Genomic DNA, 21282 nt, shown 5'->3' on the forward strand with positions numbered 1-21282 from the left:
ACGGACCTAAAGGAGGCCCGTTTTGCTTTCTGAAACCGAAAGAACTTTCATCAACAAGCTTCGCGAGGATGAGGTACTCCGAGATATTCGTCGCGATTTGTTGACGAACTTCTTTACTGAAGGAGCGCTTCTTGTAGCCTGCGGAGACTGCGAAAGATTCTGGGAGGCTATCGATTGGTTGCGAAACCATACCGACGGCCTACTTTCTCAGGACAAGTGGCGATTGCAGTTGTGCGTCTTCAACGGCGCACCGTTGCATCTTTCACGCAAAATGAGTTGGGAGCACAAGTTCATTCTGGAGCAATTTTCCCAGACGAACAGCTTCAAGAGCATTGAGCGTGTTATTGTCCACGGACATGGCCCTTGTAGCGCGGCAGGGCATATGGGGCTAACCCTCCCACAGAATCTTGCGCTCACAATGCATGCCCGTGAGGTGATCGTTGACGTTTTCGGGCTCAAACCCGAAAACGTCATTGCCCTGTTCCATGCACATTACCGCGACAAAATGCGGTTGTACAAAATCAAAAGGAGTGCATGGAAACGCGCAACAGAAGAGAACCATGATGTTCGGGTAGGGTTGCACACCCTATCGATATAGGTAGCGGAAAAACACGACCCCCATCGCACACGCGGTGGGGGTCGGGGAGTTTTTAATTCTTAAGGTTCGACCTTAAGCATCCAAAAGGTCGAACCTTTTAAATTCTAAAACGGATTACGTGCGCCGCGGACTTCGAAGTGCAGGTGCGGACCGGTGGATTTGCCGGTATCGCCTAAGAGGCCAATGACTTGGCCTTGGGTAACGTGTTCGCCTACGCCTACTGATGATTTAAGCAAGTGCCCGTATAAAGTCTGAGTACCATTAGTGTGCGCAATCACAATATAATTACCATATCCGCCATTATAGCCACTGTTATTTTTACTTATCAGAACATCGCCCTCGGCGGCAGCAAGAACAGGTGAGCCTTCAGGCAGTACAAGATCGACGCCGTTATGGCCGTGAAGTCCTTGCGTGCGCCGATAGCCAGGCAGAGGGTTTGTATAAAAAGAATCTTTATTCGGCAAGATTTTTACTGATTTAGTGGACTTTTTTATCGGCTTGGCAACCGGCTCTTCGATTGATATCGGCAGGATGGTCAGATGCATGCCGTCTATAATCGGCTCGTTCTGTCCTAGGTCGTTGGCTTTACGAATAGTATATTCCGTCACGCCGTACATGTGCGCAATTTCTGATAGAGTTTCGCCCTTTCGTACAACATATACAGCAATCTGGTCGGCATTGGTGTCATCTTCATCATCAAATCCACCGATACCGCGAGTTAGGGTCGGCTGGGGGAGGTATAGTGTCTGAGAATTAACACTACTCATCGCTCCACCGTCAGCATCCGCCAAGGCACTCCGAACATAGTCGGCATTGCCGCTAAATAACGGCCTAGATACGAGATATAACAGAAAAAGAGCCCCGATGACGAGCCCTCGATTTTTCCACGTTTTTAGCTGTTGTTTCTTCGCTTTCCGCACAGGGATATAGTATAGCAAAAAATCGACCCCCTTTCGAGTTTATCCACACGACATTACGCCTGTCAAGACACCCTTATTTTAGATCAAGAATAGCTTTTTGAGACGCGATTTTACCTGCTTCATATGGTCCTCATCAATAATACCGATATCGCCAAGAATAATGCGCCGATCAAGCGTGGCGAGTTTGGCGACCCGAATGACTGAATCTGACTTTAGTCCGGTTCTTGCAAAATGCGGGTCGGTCCGTTTTATAAGAACATCCATTGGATCAGTACGCTCGGTGTTTGTTGAAATAAATGCCACGACAAAATCCTCGCTCGCTGAATGTTCCGCAATAACGACGGCGGGGCGCACCTTTGCTTCGGAAAGATCTGAATAGGGGAATGGCGTCAAAACAATTAGCCCTCGTTTAGACATAGCGGTGCTTTAGGTCAGCCATAGAATATAGATCCGGCTCATCATAAAGAAAATCGAATGAGGGAGAGCTTGCATTAATCTTCGTAATCTCATTTACCTCTCGAGAGAACTCTCGCGGATATGGAATTAATAAGACTTCCGGCTCATTCCATCGGCCAATCGCCACGGCTTCGCTTTTCTGCCGCACATGATCAATTAGATCGGAAAACTGTTTGCGTGCTTCAGTGGTTGATAGAGTTTTCATATCACTATAATATCATTTTTGTACAATTTGTACAAATTCAAATTATAAGCGTAATCTTGCCAAGATATCCGCTTCGACGTCTTCTAGATCTTTGCCGTAGACGAGGCGGGAGAGTTCTTTTAGCTTTTCGCGGACTTCCGCATTGCCGGGCGGGGGAGGGAGCAGGTGCATCGTGAACGGGCGAGACGGCTGGCCATTTATGAGCATCTTCACGTGGGCGAATTTGTTCTCTATGCTAATTAAATCCTTTGCGGTGAAGATCGGGTCGAATTGTTTACCAAGCACTTCTGTATCCGGCACGCCGACGCGGCAGGCGATAACGGAGCCGACGTTGCCGAAGACGGCATCGCGAATCTTCTCCGGCATCTGGGCGACGAACTGGTGAGCAATTATCATATCAAGGCGATATTTGCGCGCCTCGGAGAGAATGGTCGCGATGGAGTCGGTGGTAAAGTTCTGGAACTCGTCTATATATAGATAGAAATCGCGGCGATCTTCTTGGTTAATTATGTCAGAGCGCCCGAAGGCCGCCATCATCAGCTTGCCGACGATAATCATACCGAGAAGGTTGGCGTTTAACTCGCCGATTTTTGCCTTAGGCAGATTGATGAAGAGCATCTTGCCCTCGTCCATCAGCTTGCGGAAGTTGAAGGCCGACTTGGGCTGGCCAATAATCGGGCGGACGAAATCGTTCGAGAGGAAGTTACCGAACTTGGAGGTAATCCAGACGGTCATATTAGCAAGCGAGTGTTCGCCGGAAGTTTTCGTCGCTTCGCGCTCCCAGAAGTCGATGACGGTCGGATTCTTTACGCGCGCAAGTTTGCGTTTGCGAAAGGCCTCATCGGTAAATATTCGAGGCACTTCTACGAGCGTGCACGGCTCGTTAACCGCGTCTTCCATGAGTAGGAGCAGAGCATTGCGCATGTATTGCTGGAACATCGGCCCCATACTCTGCGCGTCGAAGAGGCGGTCGAAGATGGACTGGATCTCGGATACGACGAAGCTCTTCTGTTCCGGATTATCCAGGTCATATTCGAGCATGTTAAGGCCTAATGGGCGCGCGATATCTGATGGATCGAAGATGATAACGTCGTCTATCCTCTCCTTCGGCACAAGCGCCAACATATCGTTAAAAAAGTCGGTGTTCGGATCAATAAGACAGAATCCTTTGCCGTTCACAATATCTTGCGCCACCATATGTTTCATCGTAAGCGTCTTACCGGTACCGGTCTGGCCGATAATATAGAGATGTCGGCGACGGTCGTCGTCGGTCATGCGGACATTCTTATGCTCGTCGCGATAAACACTCTCGCCTATAATAATGCCTGCATCCGGCAAGCTCTCCGGCGGGGGAGCCTCGCGCGACGTGAGCCACTTGATGCGCGGAATGTCGGTCGAGGATGTTGGCAAGTGGAAGATGCTGGCAAGCTCCTCACTGCTTAAGATCATCGTCTGTCCGCCGTCGTACTCGCGAAAAGAATATTCATAGATTAAGCGTTTCAGATTCTTCGGCCTCACTGGCACAAGCTCGTTGCGCACCGGAGAAGAGAACTGTGAGAAAGAAGCGATAACGGAATTCAAAATACTTTCCGCTCTAGCCATGTCTGTTGCCGAGGCAAGTACGCGGACGTTCACCGCAAAGAGCGGCTTAGAGACTTTCTCTTGTAGTGCCTTAATTGCGTCGTCGTCGGTAACTCTGTATGTTTCTTCTCTTTTTTCTTTTTTTGTATTCGTCGTCGGCTTAAGGACTTTATAAAGTTCTTTCGTCGTTATGAACTGCTTCTTCATCACGCGAGAGAACTTCTCGCCTTGCTTCAAGTTGCGGATAGCGTCCATTATTTTCTTCCTCGCCCTCTTATGCGCCGGCTGGAAGATAATCTGGAGCGAGACGCCTTCGCTCACATCGGCGAGCTTGGAGAAGTTGGAGAGTATCGGGGCGAATGTGTCTACCTGCGCCTCTTTATAAGTGCGAATTGGCGCCACATAACTCTGTTTCTGAGTAAAATAGGCCCCTACGGTCGCGCCATTCGGTTCGAAGATATTATAATCTGCGGTCTCTACAACCTGGCTGTCGGGGAAGAGCCCTTGGATCTGGCGTGAAGCAAACTCAACATAAGCCTCCGGCACGGCAATATAGAAGAAGATATCCTCGCCGATGCGATGTACGGATGTTTCGAAAACGACCGGTTGTTTAACCGATGTAAGTGCGGAGAAAATCTGCTCGGTCAACGCAACCTCTTTGGTAAAATCTATTTGCTCGTTTCTATTTGTGCCGAGCTCATCTTTACGTTTGGCAATTTTAATAATGAGTAGCTTTAGATTAAGCGTATCCAGGCGCCCGACGCGGAAATGGTTGTACGCCATAATCCCGCCGACAATAATGATCGCGATAGTTATAAACGTAAAGCCAAGTAGATTCATAAATTTATTTTACCAAACCTCGTGATTTCATCTCACTATAAAGTTTATCGGTAAGGGCGTCGTGGAAGACGTCGAGCAGGAAAGGGTCTTCTTCTATAACCTGGCGCAGTGTGGCCTGGATGCCGTTATGGAACGCTTGCGCGACGTAGCCGTTAACTTTAGCGACCGTCGCATCATCCACAGTATCGAGATAACTTTTGCTACCGGCTTGGGCTTTCTTGACAGCGGCTTGCCCCGAGCTTGTCGAGGGGGCTGGCACTTGCGTAGTATCATCGGTTGTGGCAGATGGGGCACTCCTCGGTAGGAGCTCGCTGATTTTCTCGGTGAGCGCGGCATGCAACTGCTCTTTAGCGTCAGATGCCGGTCTCTCACTTGCAACCGCTTGTGTTAATGCCGCGAGTTCTGCGTCGAAATTTGAGTCCATAAATTTTTTGATTTAAGGTTCAACCTTTTAGGTGCTTAAGGTTGAACCTTTGCCAGTATAACACGCTCATGACTCACTTCGTAATATGAATAGTCCACAGCTTGTGCGAAAATTAATTGACTCTAAATACAAAAGAGAGGATAATGTATACATGCCCACCACACAGACAACAACACCCCAAGATAAGTTCCCCGGCCTGATAGCGAAATTCCTGACGCCACCAGCAGAAAGTATCGAGACGGAGAGCTTTTCATCGCTCGAAGAAAAAGCAAAAGAAAAACAAACTGCCATTAAAGCGCTTAATGAGGCGATTACGACAGGCGAGCGCGACCTGAACAACAAAAGAGATCAGTTAAAAATCGCGAATGGAGAGCTACAGAAGATCAATGACCGGATCGCCAGCGCAGCCGAAAAAGAAATGAAGGATTTACGGGACAAGCTCCATGAGATGGAGAAACGATATCCAAATTTGAAGCCGGAAACAAACACGGTTGTTGCACCGAAGGCTCCGGAAATAAAAGTTACTCCGGAAGTTATCCCAGACAACTTAGCGCTTGAGCCCGTAGTAAAACTCGTGAAAGCACCGGAACAAAAAGATACTCCGATCGCAATCAAAGTTGAGAAAAAAGTTGCAGCTCAAGTTCGCGCACCCGCAGAAACTAGTGATCCAGTAAAAGAAAAGCTTGTTGAGCTGGGTGAAGAATACTTCAAAAATGTAAATTAATATGAGCAAGTACGCATTCTTAGACACACCATTAGGGGGAACGACAGGGGCACAAATCCCGCCGTTAAAGCTTTGGACCGTCGGCACAATCATCGAGAAATCCGAGAATAAGGCTTACCAGACGCCCAAGAATCCAGTCTACGCACTCGGCCTATATCTCAAGAAGCGCTTCGGCAACAAGCCGGAGGTTATGAGCTTAACACTTGCTGACTGTGCGAAAAAGTATCCGGCAACTCCCGCTGATTTTGCAGGAGACAGTGTGGAATAAACAGTATGTTATACTGGCTGGATGCAGAATAATCATCAAGAGTTGAATCCGGCACAAGCCGAGGTGGCCTCATATCTACGAGGGCCGCTTTTGATTGTGGCCGGCGCTGGCGCAGGCAAGACCAAAACCATTGCGCATCGCATTCTGAACCTTATACAGTCCGGCATACCAGCACACCAAATACTGGCAATAACTTTTACCAACAAAGCGGCGAAAGAAATGCGGGACCGCGTCCTGCATCTTATTCAATCCGAATCAGCCAAACTTTCAACTCCCTTCGTTTCCACCTTCCACTCCCTCGGCGTTTATATAATAAAAGAACAAGCATACCGTCTTGGCCTCACGCGCTACTTCACCATTTATGATCAAGACGATTCTCTATCCGCTATCAAGCGCGCGCTAAAAAGCGAGGGGCTTGACCCGAAACAGTATGAACCAAAGCGCCTGCAGAACGCCATCTCGCGAGAGAAAAACAATCTGGTTACGCATGACTTATATTCAGAACAACATTTGGGTGAATATTGGGGCGATATCGTAGCCAAAGTCTGGAAAGCGTATGAAAAGATTTTAGAAAAAGATAAAGCCCTCGACTTCGATGACTTGATTGTGAAAACAGTCTGGCTCTTTGAGAAATTTCCTGAAGTGCAAAAATATTATGCCAACAAATGGCACTATATACATATAGACGAGTATCAGGATACGAACGTGGCGCAGTATGCGCTATCGCACTTGCTCGCAAAATCACATAGGAATATCTGCGTGGTCGGAGACACCGATCAAGCCATCTACGGTTGGCGCGGAGCAGATTATCAGAATATTCTCAAATTCGAGAGTGAGTATCCTGACGCGAAGGTAGTCTTGCTCGAGCAGAACTATCGCTCGACACAGACGATACTAGAAGCGGCGAACAGCATAATAAGCAAGAATACTTTACGCAAAGAGAAGAATTTATTTACGGCGAACGCCAAGGGCGAGCAAGTTACAATCTACCAAGCGGGGGATGGCCCTCGCGAGGCTCATTGGGTAGCCAAGAAATGCGAGGAATTAATTAGAGGCCGAGGTGAGTCCTCCGGTAAAAGCGGAGGTCTCTCCTCGGCCACAACGGGCATAAACCCCAATAATATAGCCATATTGTACCGAATGAACTTCTTGTCGCGCTTGTTTGAAGAAGCTTTCCTGACGCGCGGAGTGCCATATCATTTGCTCGGCACAGCCTTCTACTCGCGCAAAGAGGTTAAAGATACCCTAGCCTATATCCGCCTTGCGCTTAATTCTGAAGACACGGCAAGTTTATTGCGTATTATAAATGTGCCGGCACGCGGGATAGGCGATGTAACAGCAGAAAAAATCGTAGTGGGCAAAGAAGATGAGCTCCCGGCAAGCATGCGCGACAAACTTTCTAGCTTCCGCAGTATTCTTGCAGATATTAAAGCAAAGTGCTTGAGCGAGACACCGTCTAACGCCGTGCGCTATGCGATAAAGAGAAGCGGGATAGAAGCGATGTATGCTGATGGTAAAGAGGAAAGCGAAGAGAGACTGGAAAACGTACGCGAGCTCGCAACCCTTGCTACGAGATATGACAACCTCACCCCCGGCCCCTCTCCGAAGGAGAGGGGAGAACTAAATGACGCCCCCTCCCTTTCGGGGAGGGGGATGGGGGGCGAGGTGACCGCGGGCATCGAAAAGTTTCTAGAAGACACAGCGTTGCTCTCCGATCAAGATTCTTTGATGAATAAAAAAGAAGGCGTGCGGATGATGACCGTGCACGCGGCGAAAGGTTTGGAATTCGATTATGTATTTATCGTTGGACTCGAAGGCGACATCTTCCCGCACAGGAGGATGAACGATGACGCGAGCATCGAACAGGAAGAAGAAGAGCGAAGATTATTTTATGTCGCGCTCACGCGCGCGAGGAAGAAAGTTTTCTTAACGCACTGTCTCATTCGCACCATCTTCGGCTCGCAGAAAATTCAGTCACCATCGGAATTTATTGGCGATATTCCGGAAGATTTAGCAATTACCGAAGGGGCAGAAAACGGCTATGCAGAGCCATTTTCCCTGCCTCGCCGACAGGCAGGTAGCAATAGCGACGGCGAAGTGGTGATAGAATGGGATATATTTAAACGAAGATAAATTATCTTTTAAAGTTCTCCCAAAACATCACTAGCAATTTTTCGCGTAATTCGTACGCGTCAGCATGAGAGAGAACACCGAGATACGAGTTAAGCGACCCAAACAGTGCTTTCTCTGATAATATCCCGTCCTTGTATTCGGCAATTCTTTCTTCTAGCTTCCGGAATATCCGTCGCCTCGTTTTCGTTCGTAAGGTAATATGGTGTGGTCGTACGACGTAGCCTAGAAAGTCGACGCCTTGATGAAATGTACGAAACTTTATCTTTTGTGGGTGCATTTGCAACTTCAACTTTTTGTTCAGAAAAACTTGCATTTTGTCTAGCAAATCCGCAAGATACGACTTGTCTGTTGAAACAATAATAAAATCATCGGTATAGCGCATATAATTCCTTACTTTAAGCTCATGTTTCATGAATTGATCGAACTCGTTCATATAGATATTAGCGAAAAGCTGGCTGGTGAGATTACCGATCGGCGCGCCTTTTCTACTCTCTCTCTCTCTCTCTCTCGATTACTGCTGACAGTATAACTTTCGATAAGATCTTCGAGGAGCCAGACGGCTTTTTCATCTTTAATCTTTTTCTGCAAAAGTCCGACCAGTATATCGTGGTCGATCGAGTCGAAGAACTTCTTAATATCGCACTTGAGCACCCAGCACTGATGCGCGTTGTTTCTGCTCTCCCGCCGTAGTATCGTAGTGAGTTTCCCCACGGCTTTATGTGTTCCTTTACCAACCCTGCAGGAATATGAAGCGGGAATGAATGTCGGCTCGAAGATACTATTAAGAACTTGATATACAGCATGATGAAGGACGCGATCTCGAACGGTCGCCTTGTTAATATTACGAAGCTTGGGGTCGCGTATCCAAAAACTTTCGTATCTATCGTGCCGATATGTCTGATCACGAAGTTCACGATGTAAGGCAAAAATGTTCTGCTCCAGATTCTGCTCATATTCAGACACGCCTTTCTTGTGTTTCTTGTCTGCCTTAAACTTGTCCCATGCAATAAACAAATTCTCGGGACTAATTATTAACTCAAAAATGTTTCTGCAAACTTTCATAAAATCATGCAAGACTTAGAATTACCGATCTTCAAAAAAACGTACGATTTGTACAAGACGTTTTGTGAATTTCGCTCGCTTGTATCCAAGCAGTACAAACATACGATCTGCGAGAAAGTGGAGAATTACATTCTCGAAATCCTTGAACTAATTCTGCAAACAAACAACGTAAACAGGATTGAAAAGCTGGCACTCCTCGAGACCATGAGCCTCAAACTTAACATGCTTCGCATATTTATCAGACTAATGAAAGATACCCGTGCGATAGATATGAAAAAATATGTAGTACTGCAAGCTGACATAGACGAGATCGGCCGTATGCTTGGCGGGTGGATCAAGTCGACGCGGGAAAAGTAGGAACTCCCGCGCAATGCGGGAGTTCCTTGGACAGAGCTATGACTTCCGGGACGACGAGACTGCGATGTTGTTGTTGCGGTACTCGTCGGTGTCGTTGTTGACGTTCAGACCGTTCTCGTCGAAGTTGCCGACGTCCACACGGTTGCCGTTCGAATCGACACTGTTGCTCGCTCCCGTCCGAGTCACCAGGAAGCTCGAGGTTTGCGTTCATGCCCACCAACTGGCAGACAGTGAATTATATCCTCTGGCTTCTGTAATTTATTTGGGAGCTTTCTCCACCAGAAGCGAGCAAGAAGTTCTGTCTCTATCCTGTTCGCACGCCACTTTTATTCGTAAATAAAAATGCTCCGGCGACTCATCAGCGATGAGAATCTTGCGAGATCAAACCATAATCTGATCTGCATGAGCAAGAGTGCAGATACACTAATGTTTTTCAAAATAAAAAGCAAGTTCAAAAATCAAGAAGCCCGACGCAGAATGCCGTCGGGCTTCAGGGAACAAGAGGGGTCAAACCCTCTATGTTCAAGGTTCAGGAGTGAGACTTCCGGGACGACGAGACCGCGAGGTCGCTGTAGCGGCACCCGCCGACGCCGTCGTTGACGCGCAGACCGCCCTCGCCGAAGAAGCCGACCGCCACACGGCGGCCGCCCGAACCGACATCCGAGCATCGAACCCAGATGCCGGGGAAGAGTCGAACTCTGGTGGCGAGGTAGTGGCCGACGACGGTGTAAACCAGAACTCGCGCGGTCGGGGTCTCATCGTCCTTCGCGAGCAGCGCCTGCTGCTCATCCCAGGACTTACTGGTCGAGTCGGGCACCGCAGTCTTGCGTACGAGGTGCCAGCCGAGTTCGCACTTGGTCGTGGCGAACTTCTCCGTGTTGTACCAGTCCTGCCCGTAGAAGACGGGCTGGCCGGTGCGACCCGCCATCTTCGCCCGCACGTCCGTGATGGACAGCGGGAAGGTCGCGACGAGGATGTGGGTGTCCTTCACGGACGTGAGCACCTCGGGTGAGAACGGGATGTCGGCGAGCTTGGCAAGCTGCTTCTTGGTCGGCTTGACCCCGAAGTGCTTCACCGCCTCCTCGACGCCGAACATGTTCTGGCCCATGATCTCGCGAGCCTTGTCGTGGGCGGTGGGCAACTTGGTGAGATCGGCAATCGCTTGCGCGATCCGTGCCTTGAGTTCACCGCCGCGCTTCTGAAGCAGCCTCGTCCGAAGCTCGTCGAGCTTCGACTGGTCGAAGGCCGCCGCACAGATCGACACGATCTGTGCTCCGATGGGATCCCGGGATGTGACCAATGGCTTGTTTGTCGCCATTGTCAGCCTCCTTGCGGTAAGAGAATTCTCGGAACGCCCGAGAAGGCGACCCGGCCTCACATGAGACGAGTATTATGGTGGCCTTGTATAAAAGACCCTCAAAATACTCGCCTCATAGCTACATTTCTCAATTTTCTGAACCTTGAATTTCCAAAGAACTTAATTCCGTAATTAAAACATATCTATAATATAAAGTCAATCTTTTCTAGGCCACAACCTCGGTGTTTGACAGTATACGCAATAAATGCTAATTTAATAGCAATTAGTGCTTTTTGGAAAAATATGCTTATTTTCAAACGTAAAATAGAGGACATAATTGTAGAACGACTGTATAAAAGGCGGGCTATTCTTATCTTTGGGCCACGCCAAGCTGGGAAGACGACCCTGGCCAAACGGATACTGGAGAGACAAGGCAACCGTGATGCCTATTTTAACTGCGAGCTTGCGACGGTTCGAAAACATTTCATACTCGGGGAACCGAACTCGCTTTTATCATTGGTCGGAAATGCAAAGCTGGTCGTATTCGATGAGGCGCAAACGATAGAGAATATCGGCCCAATCTTAAAGACCTTCATCGATACCTATCCCGAAGTGCAGATTATTGCGACGGGTTCATCTTCATTCGATCTTGCGAATAAAATAAATGAGCCACTGACCGGACGAGCGTTTGAATTTATTTTATTACCACTTTCCTTGAATGAGATTCAATCAGTTGTTCCGCTTACCGAGGAGCGTGTTCTTGAGTTGTTGCGGCTCGGATGCTACCCATCTGTCGTCGCTGAAACATCAAAATCAACGCGTGAGGATATTCTGCGCAACATCGCAACCAATTATTTGTATAAAGACATTTTTATTTTTGAGTCGGTACGAAATCCTAAATTGATCGAAGACTTATTGCGTGCGCTTGCGCTCCAAGTGGGGAGTACGGTATCGATAAACGAACTTGCCATATTACTGGGTGTCTCGCGCGCAACAATTCAGAAATATCTTTCGTTGCTTGAACAGTCATACGTCGTTTTTAGATTGCCTTCATTCTCACGTAACCCTCGAAACGAAATTAAAAAAGCCTTCAAGGTGTATTTCTATGACGTGGGGATCCGGAACGCACTTATCGACAACATCGACGAGCTGACCGGCCGCAACGATCGAGGGCCGCTTCTCGAAAATCTTTTTATAACTGAACGGCTAAAGCTCGGATTACAATCAACACTTCCGCCTCGCCTTTCATTTTGGAGAACTAAAAAAGGGGCAGAAATAGACCTTATTGAGGAAATCGGAGATACATTGCGAGCATATGAATGCAAGTGGAAAGACGGAGACACATCCTTTTCTCTGTTTCGCAAAAAATATTCGACAGTCGAAACACATCTGATTACCTTAGCTACACTTATTCGATGACATTTATGAAACCGAAAAAATCATTGGGGCAGAATTTTCTCATCGAGCCGACCATCGTGCAGAAAATAATTTTTGCCGCAAATATAAAGGGGGGAGGCGAGACCTCCGCCTTTGCCGGAGGTCTCGCCTCTGGGCGTAGCCTCGAAACAGTGCTTGAGGTCGGGCCGGGCAAGGGCATACTCACGCGCGCATTGCTTGATGCCGGTGCGAAAGTTATTGCCGTAGAAAAAGATGATGCTCTCGCAAAAAATCTTGAAATAATTTTCGCAAAAGAAATTTCTGAAGAGAAATTAATTTTAGTTCACGATGATATTCTGAAATTTTTTGAATCCCAGAGGTTCGACCTTTTGGATGCTCAAGGTCGAACCTCTAACAGTGGCTTCTCCGTCGTCGCCAATATCCCGTACAACATCACCGGCGAGCTTATACGCAAACTGTTGGAAGGGGAGCATCAGCCACAAGCGATGACCTTGATGGTCCAAAAAGAAGTGGCGCAGAGAATTGTGGCGAGCGATAGTAAAGAATCGCTTCTTTCGTTGTCTGTAAAAGCATTCGGCACGCCGGAATATGTAGCGACGGTTACGCGAGACAACTTTTACCCCGCGCCAAACGTCGATTCGGCAATATTGCGCATCTCTGATATTTCAAACGATTTTATTAAAACATTACAGCTGTCTGACATGTGGAAAACGGTGTGGAAAACGAGTGAACAAGCCTTCTTCGGCCTCCTTCATGCCGGCTTTGCCCACAAACGCAAAATGCTCGTCAGTAATCTTGCCGCAATTGCCTCAAAAAACGAAATTATGGCCGTATTTAAGGCTTTCAAGATCAATGAAAAGGCTCGTGCCGAGGAACTTTCTCTCTCTGATTGGAGGTGTCTTCTATCTCCCATCTCCTAACTCCCGACTCCCGCCCAATCTTATCCACACATAGGCTGATTTTGCCCTTATTTTTCCGTATTTAGAATGGTAAAATAAAGCCATTCTGATGAAGCTTATCCCGCATAACAAAAACGTCGGTCTTGTTTTCTTTGGCGCCCTTATTCTAACGGCTACTTTTTTGTTTTTTGCCGATAAAGTCGGGGGTAAATCGCAACCTAGCAACAGTGACTCTATCTATGTGAAAGGGCAGGGGCAACTTGCCGAGGCGTCAGCATCGGCAAATGAGACCTCAAATCCCTCATTCGGTCAGGTAGATTGGCAGAACACACTTGGAGGGATAGCCCCCGACTCAGCTACAGCGACAGTCTTCACCCCTTCATCACTGCAAGTCACTAAAGACTCCGGGCCGAGCAGTCTCCGCACTTACGCCGCCGACTTGAGACAAGCGCTCAAGCGCTATGAAGACCCCAAGCTCGGCAATGAGGTAGGTATTTTATTGGCGGCGTCTAAAGCTAACGACGCGACCCTGCTTGCGGGTATCGACACTCTGGAACAACTCCACACAGACACCTTGAGCGACCTGCTCGGCGTATCCGTACCGGCGGATGTCGCGGTGTATCATGCGCAGATACTGAACGCCGTAAAGGCACTTGCTGTCGCCGACGAGGGGATGAAGCAATTATTCTCATCGCCGAACTTGGCGCAGGTCGCGGTGCAAGCTTATGCCCACGATGTTGATGCGATACAAAAGACCCTGCAAAATATCAGCGCGCTTCTCGTGGGTCGCGGTATTAAACTTGCCAACGCAGAGAAATTACACATTTATCTTGGCGTGAATAAATAGAAAATCATGCGCCGGATTACCAGAAAATTCAAAATCATCTTCGCACTGCTTGTTGTAATCGGCATGCACGCTGGCACTCTCACTGCGATTGCCCAGACAATGGATTCAAGTAGTTATTACACGCTCACGAGCTCGATGTCGCCCCAGCTAATGTCCGGGGCGGGGCAGAGTCTCCTTGGCCAGATCCAAGCGGCCAACGGCAACCTCGCTATCATCAATAGCGCCTTCCAGAACGCCATCCAGTATGCCATCCAAACGAACGACCCCGCCAGTGCCCAGCAGGTGTTTAATCTCTACCAGAATTTCCTACGCCCGATAATGGAGAGCCAGCACAATCTCACCGACTCGAGCAATCCGAACAACCTCGCCAATTTAAACGGCACATTACAGAACGGCCTTGCGCCGGTGCTGAATCAGCTTAATACCGTCCTTACCAACAACTCCACGAGCTACGGCGGACAAATAACCGGCTTCAACGCCACACCACAGAGCGCCCAGCAACTCGTCCAAGTCTTCAATCAGCTTCTAGCATTGCAGGGCAATCAAACGGCGCAGACTCAACTCGGCAACCAATTCAACAGCGGTCTCAATTACGCCGACATGGCGCAAGGCAACTTTAACATTCTGAATGTCATCCAGGGCGTCCGCACGCTGACGGCAGACAACACGACAGGCGCCCAACAAGCGGGCGGTGCGGCCGCAATCATCAACTCGCTCGGTCTTGATCCTAATGTGGCCGGGCCGCTCGGTACCATCGCCGGCATGTTGTTCCAGAATAATCAGACGAGCACGAATCTCGGCACAAACCTCGGAGGCATCAACTCCGGCTTGCCGCAAGTAACCAGCATGGTCGGCAATATGATAGGCAGTATGCTCGGCGGGGGGAGCGCCTCGCAAGTCGGCGGCCAGGTCAGAGACTTCGTCACTAGCCAGATGATGAGCGGTATTACTCGCAGTCTTGGCTCGAACAATCAAGCTATCCAACTCCCGGCCGGACTTAACGCCGCAACACAAGCCCTCCAGGGCAATGTGGCCGGTGCGGTTACAAGCGCGGCCGGCCTCGCCAGCAATCTCTCTACCGGCGTGGCCAACACCCCGGGTGCGAACGCAGCGGCGGCTGTTGCTGCCGGAGCATCACCTAGCCCTGCCGCCGATGCAGCCAGAAGTGCCGCTGGCGGCGGGGGCGCATCATCATGCCCTGCAAACGGCGGAGGAGCGGGGACGGGAGGAGCCCCGGGCGGTGCAAAGACTCCAGGGGACACGCAGTCGGTACGAGATTATTTGATAGAAAACAGCGGAGAAACTCCCGCTCAAGTCGACGCCTTCATTCAGCAAGAAGGGCTTGACCCCAACGCTTCGGCAAACGGGTCATGGTATCCGCCGACAGGAGGCGCCACAGGCGGAGGCGGAGCTGGCGCAGGAGGAACAGCGAGCAATGTCGGGCAAGGAGATGCGACATCCGGCTTTGCAGAAGCCAACCCCGATGCGGTCGCGGCGGCGAATAGACAGCCGATTACTACAGACAATCAAGACCTTCCGCTTACCAGAGAAACAACCGGCGCCTACCTGCGCCGTATGGGCCAGTCTCAAGCCGACATCGATAGTTATGTCGCCGCGGGCGGGAGCTTGACCACCCCGGCCACGCAAGAATTTAATTTGCCGGCTCAAACAGATGCTCAAGGGAACGGGATAGTAGACTGGAGCGGACACCAAGGAACACAATCGCCGGCGGGGACAACGGTCGCAAATACCGGCGGGACGGCGAACAATACAGGGGCTCGCACCAACACGCGTTCAAACCAAATCGGCAACCAAGTCTTCCAGCAGGTATTTGGAGGGATTATGCAACAGATCCAGACCGGCCAGCAGAGGACGAACGCAACCAACGCCACGAACAATGCATACGCCCAGCAACCGGCAACAGTCCAACCGCCCATCACCCAGCAGACTCTCGAGGCCCAGCTCCGCGCCGAATTCTTGCGCCAGCTTATGCTCGCCTCGACCACGCCGATCAATCAGGGGACGAATCTGAATGGGACGGTGAGCCTGTTGCCGGCAAAAAGCGGGAACCTGACACAGGCGGTTGCCAACTCATCCTCATTCTTATCGAATATCACCAACTATGCCGATAACCTCGGCAGGAATAGCCTAGGCTTAGGCAATACCGAGCTCGGCAGTGCGATACAAGGGGGCTTAGGCTCGCTTATAAACGGCGGGGGCATAAAGGATATCGCCACCGCGGTCGGCACGGCATCTATCGGCGGGGCCATCGGCGGCGAGATGTTGAACAAAGCTCTGGCCGACAGCCCGGTCTTGAACTCAATGCTCGGCGGAATCGGCGGGGGAGGCAAGGGCGTGCCGGTGCAAGTGCAGAAGGGCGCCTACTACTCGATGGTGGAGAATAATTTGAAAGAAATTTTGAAGACGAACAAAAAACAGCTCGATTGCGATATCGCGAATTATAAAATCCAAGCGGAATTCAGAAAAGCAAAGTTCGTAGACGACCCTGCAGGATATGATAAGGCAACCAAGGCAGCAGCGGATGCAGACAAACAAACACAGAAATTCGCCGAGGGAAATATTGCAACCGATTGGGGAGCATGGGTCAGAGAAATGATTGGTAAATATCTCGAGAAAACCACAAAAGCCGTAGCAGAGAATGATAAAATTTGTTCCCCGTTAAAGGACTCTTTACAAAAAGTAACTACTGCGGTTACTGAAGTGGCATCGGGCCCAAATGCTGCGTGGGTAAAGTCTTTAAGTTGTACTTTGAGTGAAGAACAGTTGGCAAAAGTTGCCACCACCGGCCAACTCCCAGACGGAGATGAAGGATTATTGTTGTTTGCCATGGCGAATGATTCGAATAATACAAAACTCGGCTTGACGAATAAGATGCTGAATAAAGTATGGGCAGAACAAAATCGTGCAGAAAAAATAGAACTCGCAAAACTGACCGCGAGTGGCGGATTTAAAGATGAAACTAAGAAAAAAGATGCCGCACCAAACCCGCAAGGGAAACAAAAAACAGACCCCGATAAACTAGGTGAGGAAATCAAACGCCCCGGTAGTACAATTGCTGGTCTCTATGAGACAAGTCTTGATCGACCCACCAATCAAAGCTCACTTAACGCAAACACAAAAGAGGAGTCTCTTATAATTGCTCCCCAAGTATCACAAAATATACAACGTATTACTGGGAGCGAAGGCACGCCAGCACCAAGAAATCAAACTGGCCAAAACAACAGCGGTGGGACGGATTGGCTTAAGTATTTCCAGCTTGGCGCTCAATTATATTGCGCTATAGACCCGGGCTCGGGTATCTGCGGAGGGGGAGGGAACAATAATCAGCCGCCGCCGCAACCCCAGCCACCTGTAGTCGTGCCCCAGCTCGAGATGATGACAGCGACGACGACAGTCGGCAGTATGCTCGGCTCCGGCATCACTTGGGCCGGCCAAGGAGTAACATCTTGCGTCTACAACACAGACTGGATAAGCTTCGGTAATACAGCCACGGCCGCGACGACTCCGTCTGTCATCTTCGCCAACGGCTCTACGGCAGAATTAGCCAAGACTCTGTTCGTCTACCAGCCACATGTGTTTAGATTGGAAGTCGCCATCTCTCCAAAAGACAGCACTCAAGCTCCGCCTCAAGTTACCCAATACAAGACCCGCCTCCAGAAAGTCTACCCAGCCAATGGCACGACCAATAAAACCGCCCTTATCCAAGAGACCGCTTACGTCCCGAACGTCGTCGGCCTTACTGGTAACTTCGATATCGTAGTCAAGCTCGGTGATGCACAAATGACGATATCGGACTTGCCGACATCAGAAGCAACACCCATGAATATCGCCTCCGCCATAAGCCGTAACATTTCCAGCTCGATGCTCATCCAAGACAGCGCCATCAAACAGTACGTGACAGAGCACAATCTTGTCTTCGTCGCTCTAGATAACAAGCTCACGGTCCACGGTATGCAGATAGTAGATGGTCAGATACCCGATAGCGCCAATTACGGTCTCTCCTGCACCGGCAACAACGGCTCGCCATTGTCGAAGAGTGTGAATATTAGATTCAGTAATGATCGTATAGAATAGAACAATGAAATTCTTTGAGAGATACAGAAAAATAATCGGTTCGGCGATATTGGTTGCTATTTTATTTATACCGATTAAACAGGCACTTGCCGTCGATGGGGATTCTGCACCGAGCGCATCAACAGCTGCCGCAGGAGTGCGTTGGGCTGGCCGCGCCGGAGCTGCAGGTTCTGTCGCCACAGGTGCCATCTCTGGTGCGGCTGCAGGTGCGTGGTTTGGAGTACCTGGAGCAATAGTGGGAGGAGTTTTGGGAGCCGCCAGTGGTGCCTTAAGCTCGGCGGCTACACTTGCTACCACGGAAGCTGTTTCGGGGGCGATTGACGGGGACCCAGGATTTTTAACGACTCGGGTAGTTGGTGCGCTTGTTAGTATGATTCGCGGATTTGCCTCCTGGGCGATGATCACTGGTGCATCGATGCTTGATAAGGCTGTCCTGATGAACTTTGCAACAGATTTTAATCAGATCAAAGCAATCAGTATTGGCTGGAAGATTATACGGGACATAATGAACATGCTCTTTATCTTCATTATGCTATACATTGCGATAGGCACAATCTTGCAGATAAACGGTGTTGACGCAAAAAAAATGATTACGTCCTTAATTCTCGCAGCTCTTTTTGTTAACTTCAGTATGTTTGTGACAAAAATCGGGATCGATGCTTCCAATATTCTTGCTCTCGAGTTTTACAATAAAATAACAGTCGACAATACGCGAAGTATATCGAATACTATTATCAACGGTCTTAATATCGCAGAAAAGGCGATTGTTGACGAGAAAAAAGAATCTGATCTGACTCAAGAACTCTATCGCAATATTTTTATTATTATATTGTACATTTTCCTTGCGCGATTCTTTCTTATGGGAGCACTTATGTTCATCGGCCGCATGATGGCATTCGCGTTTGTATTAATGTTCTCGCCGTTCGCAGTTGCCGGATACATTGTTCCGCAATGGGCACAGTATGAAAAGGAGTGGCTCGGTACCCTTACGGGACAAATGCTCTTTGCACCCTTTTATTTATTTATTGTTTATTTTGTTGCTCAACTTATATACCTTACTGACGGAGCGAAATTTGTCGTAGCAGAAAGCGCCGGTTCCCCAATCGCCATTGCTGGGTATATTAATTACATAATCATTATTGGTTTATTGACGATAGGCCTAGACAAAGCCAAGAAATTTTCTGGCGAGGTAGGAGGGGTGCTGGTAGACTACGGAAAGAAGGCGTTCACCTATGCAGCAGGGGCGGCCCTGGGGGGAATTGCCTTAGGTGGTCAAGGAATTCTTGGTTCAGCAGGTTCGTTCCTGGGAGATCCCAAGCGTATGGCTAACTGGGCAAATAGTTCGAACCCTATAGCACGAAGGGTCGGCAATTTGGCGAGCAAGCCGGGTGTTTCAAACGCCTTGCAAGGTTTAGGGGCGAACACATACGATCCCAGAAATATACCGGGTGTCGGCAACTTGTTAAATCAGGCAGCGGGAGCAGTAACGGGCGGAGGCGGCCTAGGTACGGCCGTAGCCGCAGGTGGTATGGCTGCTATAATTGCCGCAAATAGAAAAAAGAAAGCGGAGCAAGCAAAGAATAATATCAACATAATTAAGGAAACGAATCGGGGAGAGACAAACAAACCGGCTCGCGAGAAAGGAGTCGCGGACTACGTTTCAAAGTTCTCCGGAACCGAACATGAGGAAGTCTATAACCAACTCTCGACCGGTGACAAGGCTGTCATTGAAAACAGGTACGATAACGATTTAACGGAGAAAATAATGACCGCAGGTGTGGACGACGCAACTGAAGTAGGGAAAATCAAAGATCGAATAATGAGCGGTGCATTAACAGGAGACGAAAAGAAAAATGTTGCGGACATTAAATCAAAAATGGGTAAAGGCGAGCAAGTGGATGACAAGTATAAAGACGCGGGCGCATACTATCGAGCCACCCAACTGAAAATTAATGATGTTAAAACAAAGATGGACGCCGACGATATAAAAAAGATCGGCGACGCGGTCAAGGGTATCAAATCCAAAGAGACTTCAGGTCACCTAAAAAAAGCACTTGGAGCAGAGAATCCAGATTCAACTCTGATAAGTTCGCTGGTCAAAGGACTGAAGCGCTCAGACGTTACTGGGCTTGGTGACGAAACCTTGAGTAAATCGCAAGTCGCGACGAACCTTAAGCAAAACCAACTTGACGCCATTGCTCTTAACAACGATATTTCGGAGGAAACAAAAGAAGCTATCGCCAAAGAGATAGGACGTAGCACGGGGAATGAGGAGGTTAAACAGTACATAAATACCGACAAACATTGGCGCAAAATTCAGAATTTATCAACAAACCCACCACAGGGGGGAAGTGGCTTAACAGATCGTTATGGAAGACCCGTCTAACGACAATTCAATGGATGAAGTAGCGTCAATATCACTTGAAACAACAAGTAAGATTATTAAGATTGGGGAGAAAAATAATCTGCATTTTGATCAGACCGGGTTTTTAAGCGATGCGGTGAACTGGGTACTGGATGGGCAAATCCCCGCGAGCAGTTTTAAACAAAATATCGTAAGTTTATTGAAGATTGACGACTATAAAGCCGCCACACTTGCCCAAGACGTCAATGAGCAAATTTTCAAGCCGGTGCAGGAGTCTTTGCGCAAGATGCAGGGCGAGGCGGGGAAGGCCAATGTCGAGGAAGTGCATCTCTCGCGCGAGGATTTATTACATCAGCTCGAGAATCCCATTCCGACTCCGCTCTCCGGCCGGAGAGCGGAGTCGGATGAATCGCGATTCACGATTCATGATTCACGAATAGGCCTTGATGCGGAATCCGGAAAAAATACAGATGATGCACTTGCACAAGAGATGCAAAAGGCGATGCAGACGGAGGAACAGCAGGGGAACGTAGTACCAATAAACAAGCCGGCACAGACTGGCCAACCACAGTCAATACTTGAGAAAAAGATGAGTAAAGTGAATATAACGAATAAAGACGAAGCGCCGGCAGACCCTTATCGGGAAGCGACGGGGTAGAAAAGTACATAGTACACAGTATATAGTATACTTTAAGCAAATTGTTGAATTTTATGGCTAATAATATAGAAAATGACCTACGCTGACTCGGTAATCCTCTCAAATACTTTGACAAATCCTATCAATTTGATAGGATTATAGGCATAAAAAGATAG

General features: G+C 48.9%; 20 protein-coding genes. 11 read left to right on the forward strand and 9 right to left on the reverse strand.

What is annotated here, in order from left to right; translation table 11 throughout:
• Window positions 1-22 precede the first annotated feature (22 nt).
• Window positions 23-598 (forward strand): hypothetical protein, encoded by a 576-nt coding sequence (locus tag WC764_02290; protein ID MFA6006533.1) that lies wholly within the window; start codon window positions 23-25, stop codon window positions 596-598.
• A gap of 104 nt (window positions 599-702) precedes the next feature.
• Here the strand turns inward: WC764_02290 and WC764_02295 are convergent, their stop codons facing one another.
• From WC764_02295 to WC764_02315, 5 genes are all read right to left on the reverse strand, one after another.
• The gene (locus tag WC764_02295; protein ID MFA6006534.1) at window positions 703-1518 is read right to left on the reverse strand and encodes a LysM peptidoglycan-binding domain-containing M23 family metallopeptidase; all 816 of its coding nucleotides are present in this window, start codon (window positions 1516-1518) and stop codon (window positions 703-705) included.
• A gap of 78 nt (window positions 1519-1596) precedes the next feature.
• Window positions 1597-1935 carry a type II toxin-antitoxin system PemK/MazF family toxin gene (locus WC764_02300; protein MFA6006535.1) on the reverse strand — a complete coding sequence of 113 codons (339 nt, stop codon included), beginning with the start codon at window positions 1933-1935 and terminating at the stop codon, window positions 1597-1599.
• Window positions 1928-2179, reverse strand: coding sequence for a type II toxin-antitoxin system Phd/YefM family antitoxin (locus WC764_02305; GenBank protein MFA6006536.1), 252 nt, complete (start codon window positions 2177-2179; stop codon window positions 1928-1930). Before WC764_02305 ends, WC764_02300 begins: the two co-directional genes overlap by 8 nt.
• Before the next feature lie 42 nt (window positions 2180-2221).
• Window positions 2222-4600 (reverse strand): type IV secretion system DNA-binding domain-containing protein, encoded by a 2379-nt coding sequence (locus WC764_02310; protein ID MFA6006537.1) that lies wholly within the window; start codon window positions 4598-4600, stop codon window positions 2222-2224.
• Window positions 4601-4604: 4 nt separating this feature from the next.
• Window positions 4605-5024, reverse strand: a complete 420-nt coding sequence (locus WC764_02315; protein ID MFA6006538.1) for a hypothetical protein — start codon at window positions 5022-5024, stop codon at window positions 4605-4607.
• A gap of 151 nt (window positions 5025-5175) precedes the next feature.
• Between WC764_02315 and WC764_02320 the strand changes: the two genes are divergently transcribed.
• From WC764_02320 to WC764_02330, 3 genes are read left to right on the forward strand one after another with little or no spacing between them, the layout of a single operon-like run.
• Window positions 5176-5748 (forward strand): hypothetical protein, encoded by a 573-nt coding sequence (locus WC764_02320; protein MFA6006539.1) that lies wholly within the window; start codon window positions 5176-5178, stop codon window positions 5746-5748.
• Window position 5749: 1 nt separating this feature from the next.
• Window positions 5750-6016 carry a hypothetical protein gene (locus WC764_02325; GenBank protein ID MFA6006540.1) on the forward strand — a complete coding sequence of 89 codons (267 nt, stop codon included), beginning with the start codon at window positions 5750-5752 and terminating at the stop codon, window positions 6014-6016.
• Between the two features lie 21 nt (window positions 6017-6037).
• A complete protein-coding gene (locus tag WC764_02330) occupies window positions 6038-8149 on the forward strand; it encodes a UvrD-helicase domain-containing protein (GenBank protein MFA6006541.1) in 2112 nt (703 codons plus the stop codon).
• Between the two features lies 1 nt (window position 8150).
• On the opposite strand, the gene WC764_02335 is transcribed toward WC764_02330, so the two are convergent.
• Together WC764_02335 and WC764_02340 are read right to left on the reverse strand one after the other, a co-directional pair.
• A complete protein-coding gene (locus WC764_02335) occupies window positions 8151-8621 on the reverse strand; it encodes an RNA-directed DNA polymerase (protein ID MFA6006542.1) in 471 nt (156 codons plus the stop codon).
• The gene (locus tag WC764_02340) at window positions 8579-9163 is read right to left on the reverse strand and encodes a reverse transcriptase domain-containing protein (protein MFA6006543.1); all 585 of its coding nucleotides are present in this window, start codon (window positions 9161-9163) and stop codon (window positions 8579-8581) included. The genes WC764_02335 and WC764_02340 overlap by 43 nt, the downstream gene beginning before the upstream one ends.
• 54 nt (window positions 9164-9217) lie before the next feature.
• On the opposite strand from WC764_02340, the gene avd reads away from it, so the two are divergent.
• The gene (gene avd, locus WC764_02345) at window positions 9218-9568 is read left to right on the forward strand and encodes a diversity-generating retroelement protein Avd (GenBank protein MFA6006544.1); all 351 of its coding nucleotides are present in this window, start codon (window positions 9218-9220) and stop codon (window positions 9566-9568) included.
• 36 nt (window positions 9569-9604) lie between these two features.
• Here the strand turns inward: avd and WC764_02350 are convergent, their stop codons facing one another.
• Window positions 9605-9754: a hypothetical protein gene (locus WC764_02350; GenBank protein ID MFA6006545.1), complete on the reverse strand. Its 150-nt coding sequence runs from the start codon at window positions 9752-9754 to the stop codon at window positions 9605-9607.
• A 343-nt stretch (window positions 9755-10097) separates the two neighbouring features.
• On the reverse strand, window positions 10098-10886 hold the full coding sequence (locus tag WC764_02355; protein ID MFA6006546.1) for a hypothetical protein: 789 nt from the start codon (window positions 10884-10886) through the stop codon (window positions 10098-10100).
• A 282-nt stretch (window positions 10887-11168) separates the two neighbouring features.
• Here WC764_02355 and WC764_02360 point away from each other — a divergent pair, with 282 nt between their 5' ends.
• The 6 genes from WC764_02360 to WC764_02385 all read left to right on the forward strand — a co-directional run bounded on the left by WC764_02360 (window position 11169) and on the right by WC764_02385 (window position 21127).
• Window positions 11169-12284 carry an ATP-binding protein gene (locus WC764_02360; protein MFA6006547.1) on the forward strand — a complete coding sequence of 372 codons (1116 nt, stop codon included), beginning with the start codon at window positions 11169-11171 and terminating at the stop codon, window positions 12282-12284.
• Window positions 12281-13183, forward strand: coding sequence for a 16S rRNA (adenine(1518)-N(6)/adenine(1519)-N(6))-dimethyltransferase RsmA (gene rsmA, locus WC764_02365; protein MFA6006548.1), 903 nt, complete (start codon window positions 12281-12283; stop codon window positions 13181-13183). Before WC764_02360 ends, rsmA begins: the two co-directional genes overlap by 4 nt.
• A gap of 88 nt (window positions 13184-13271) precedes the next feature.
• Window positions 13272-14009 carry a hypothetical protein gene (locus tag WC764_02370; GenBank protein MFA6006549.1) on the forward strand — a complete coding sequence of 246 codons (738 nt, stop codon included), beginning with the start codon at window positions 13272-13274 and terminating at the stop codon, window positions 14007-14009.
• A 6-nt stretch (window positions 14010-14015) separates the two neighbouring features.
• The gene (locus WC764_02375) at window positions 14016-18104 is read left to right on the forward strand and encodes a hypothetical protein (protein ID MFA6006550.1); all 4089 of its coding nucleotides are present in this window, start codon (window positions 14016-14018) and stop codon (window positions 18102-18104) included.
• Window positions 18105-18108: 4 nt separating this feature from the next.
• The gene (locus WC764_02380) at window positions 18109-20490 is read left to right on the forward strand and encodes a hypothetical protein (GenBank protein ID MFA6006551.1); all 2382 of its coding nucleotides are present in this window, start codon (window positions 18109-18111) and stop codon (window positions 20488-20490) included.
• Window positions 20474-21127, forward strand: coding sequence for a hypothetical protein (locus tag WC764_02385; GenBank protein ID MFA6006552.1), 654 nt, complete (start codon window positions 20474-20476; stop codon window positions 21125-21127). Before WC764_02380 ends, WC764_02385 begins: the two co-directional genes overlap by 17 nt.
• Window positions 21128-21282 lie beyond the last annotated feature (155 nt).

Source organism: Candidatus Paceibacterota bacterium, from assembly GCA_041660505.1.
In the GTDB taxonomy this organism is placed as follows: domain Bacteria; phylum Patescibacteriota; class Minisyncoccia; order Phycocordibacterales; family JACRKE01; genus JBAZWG01.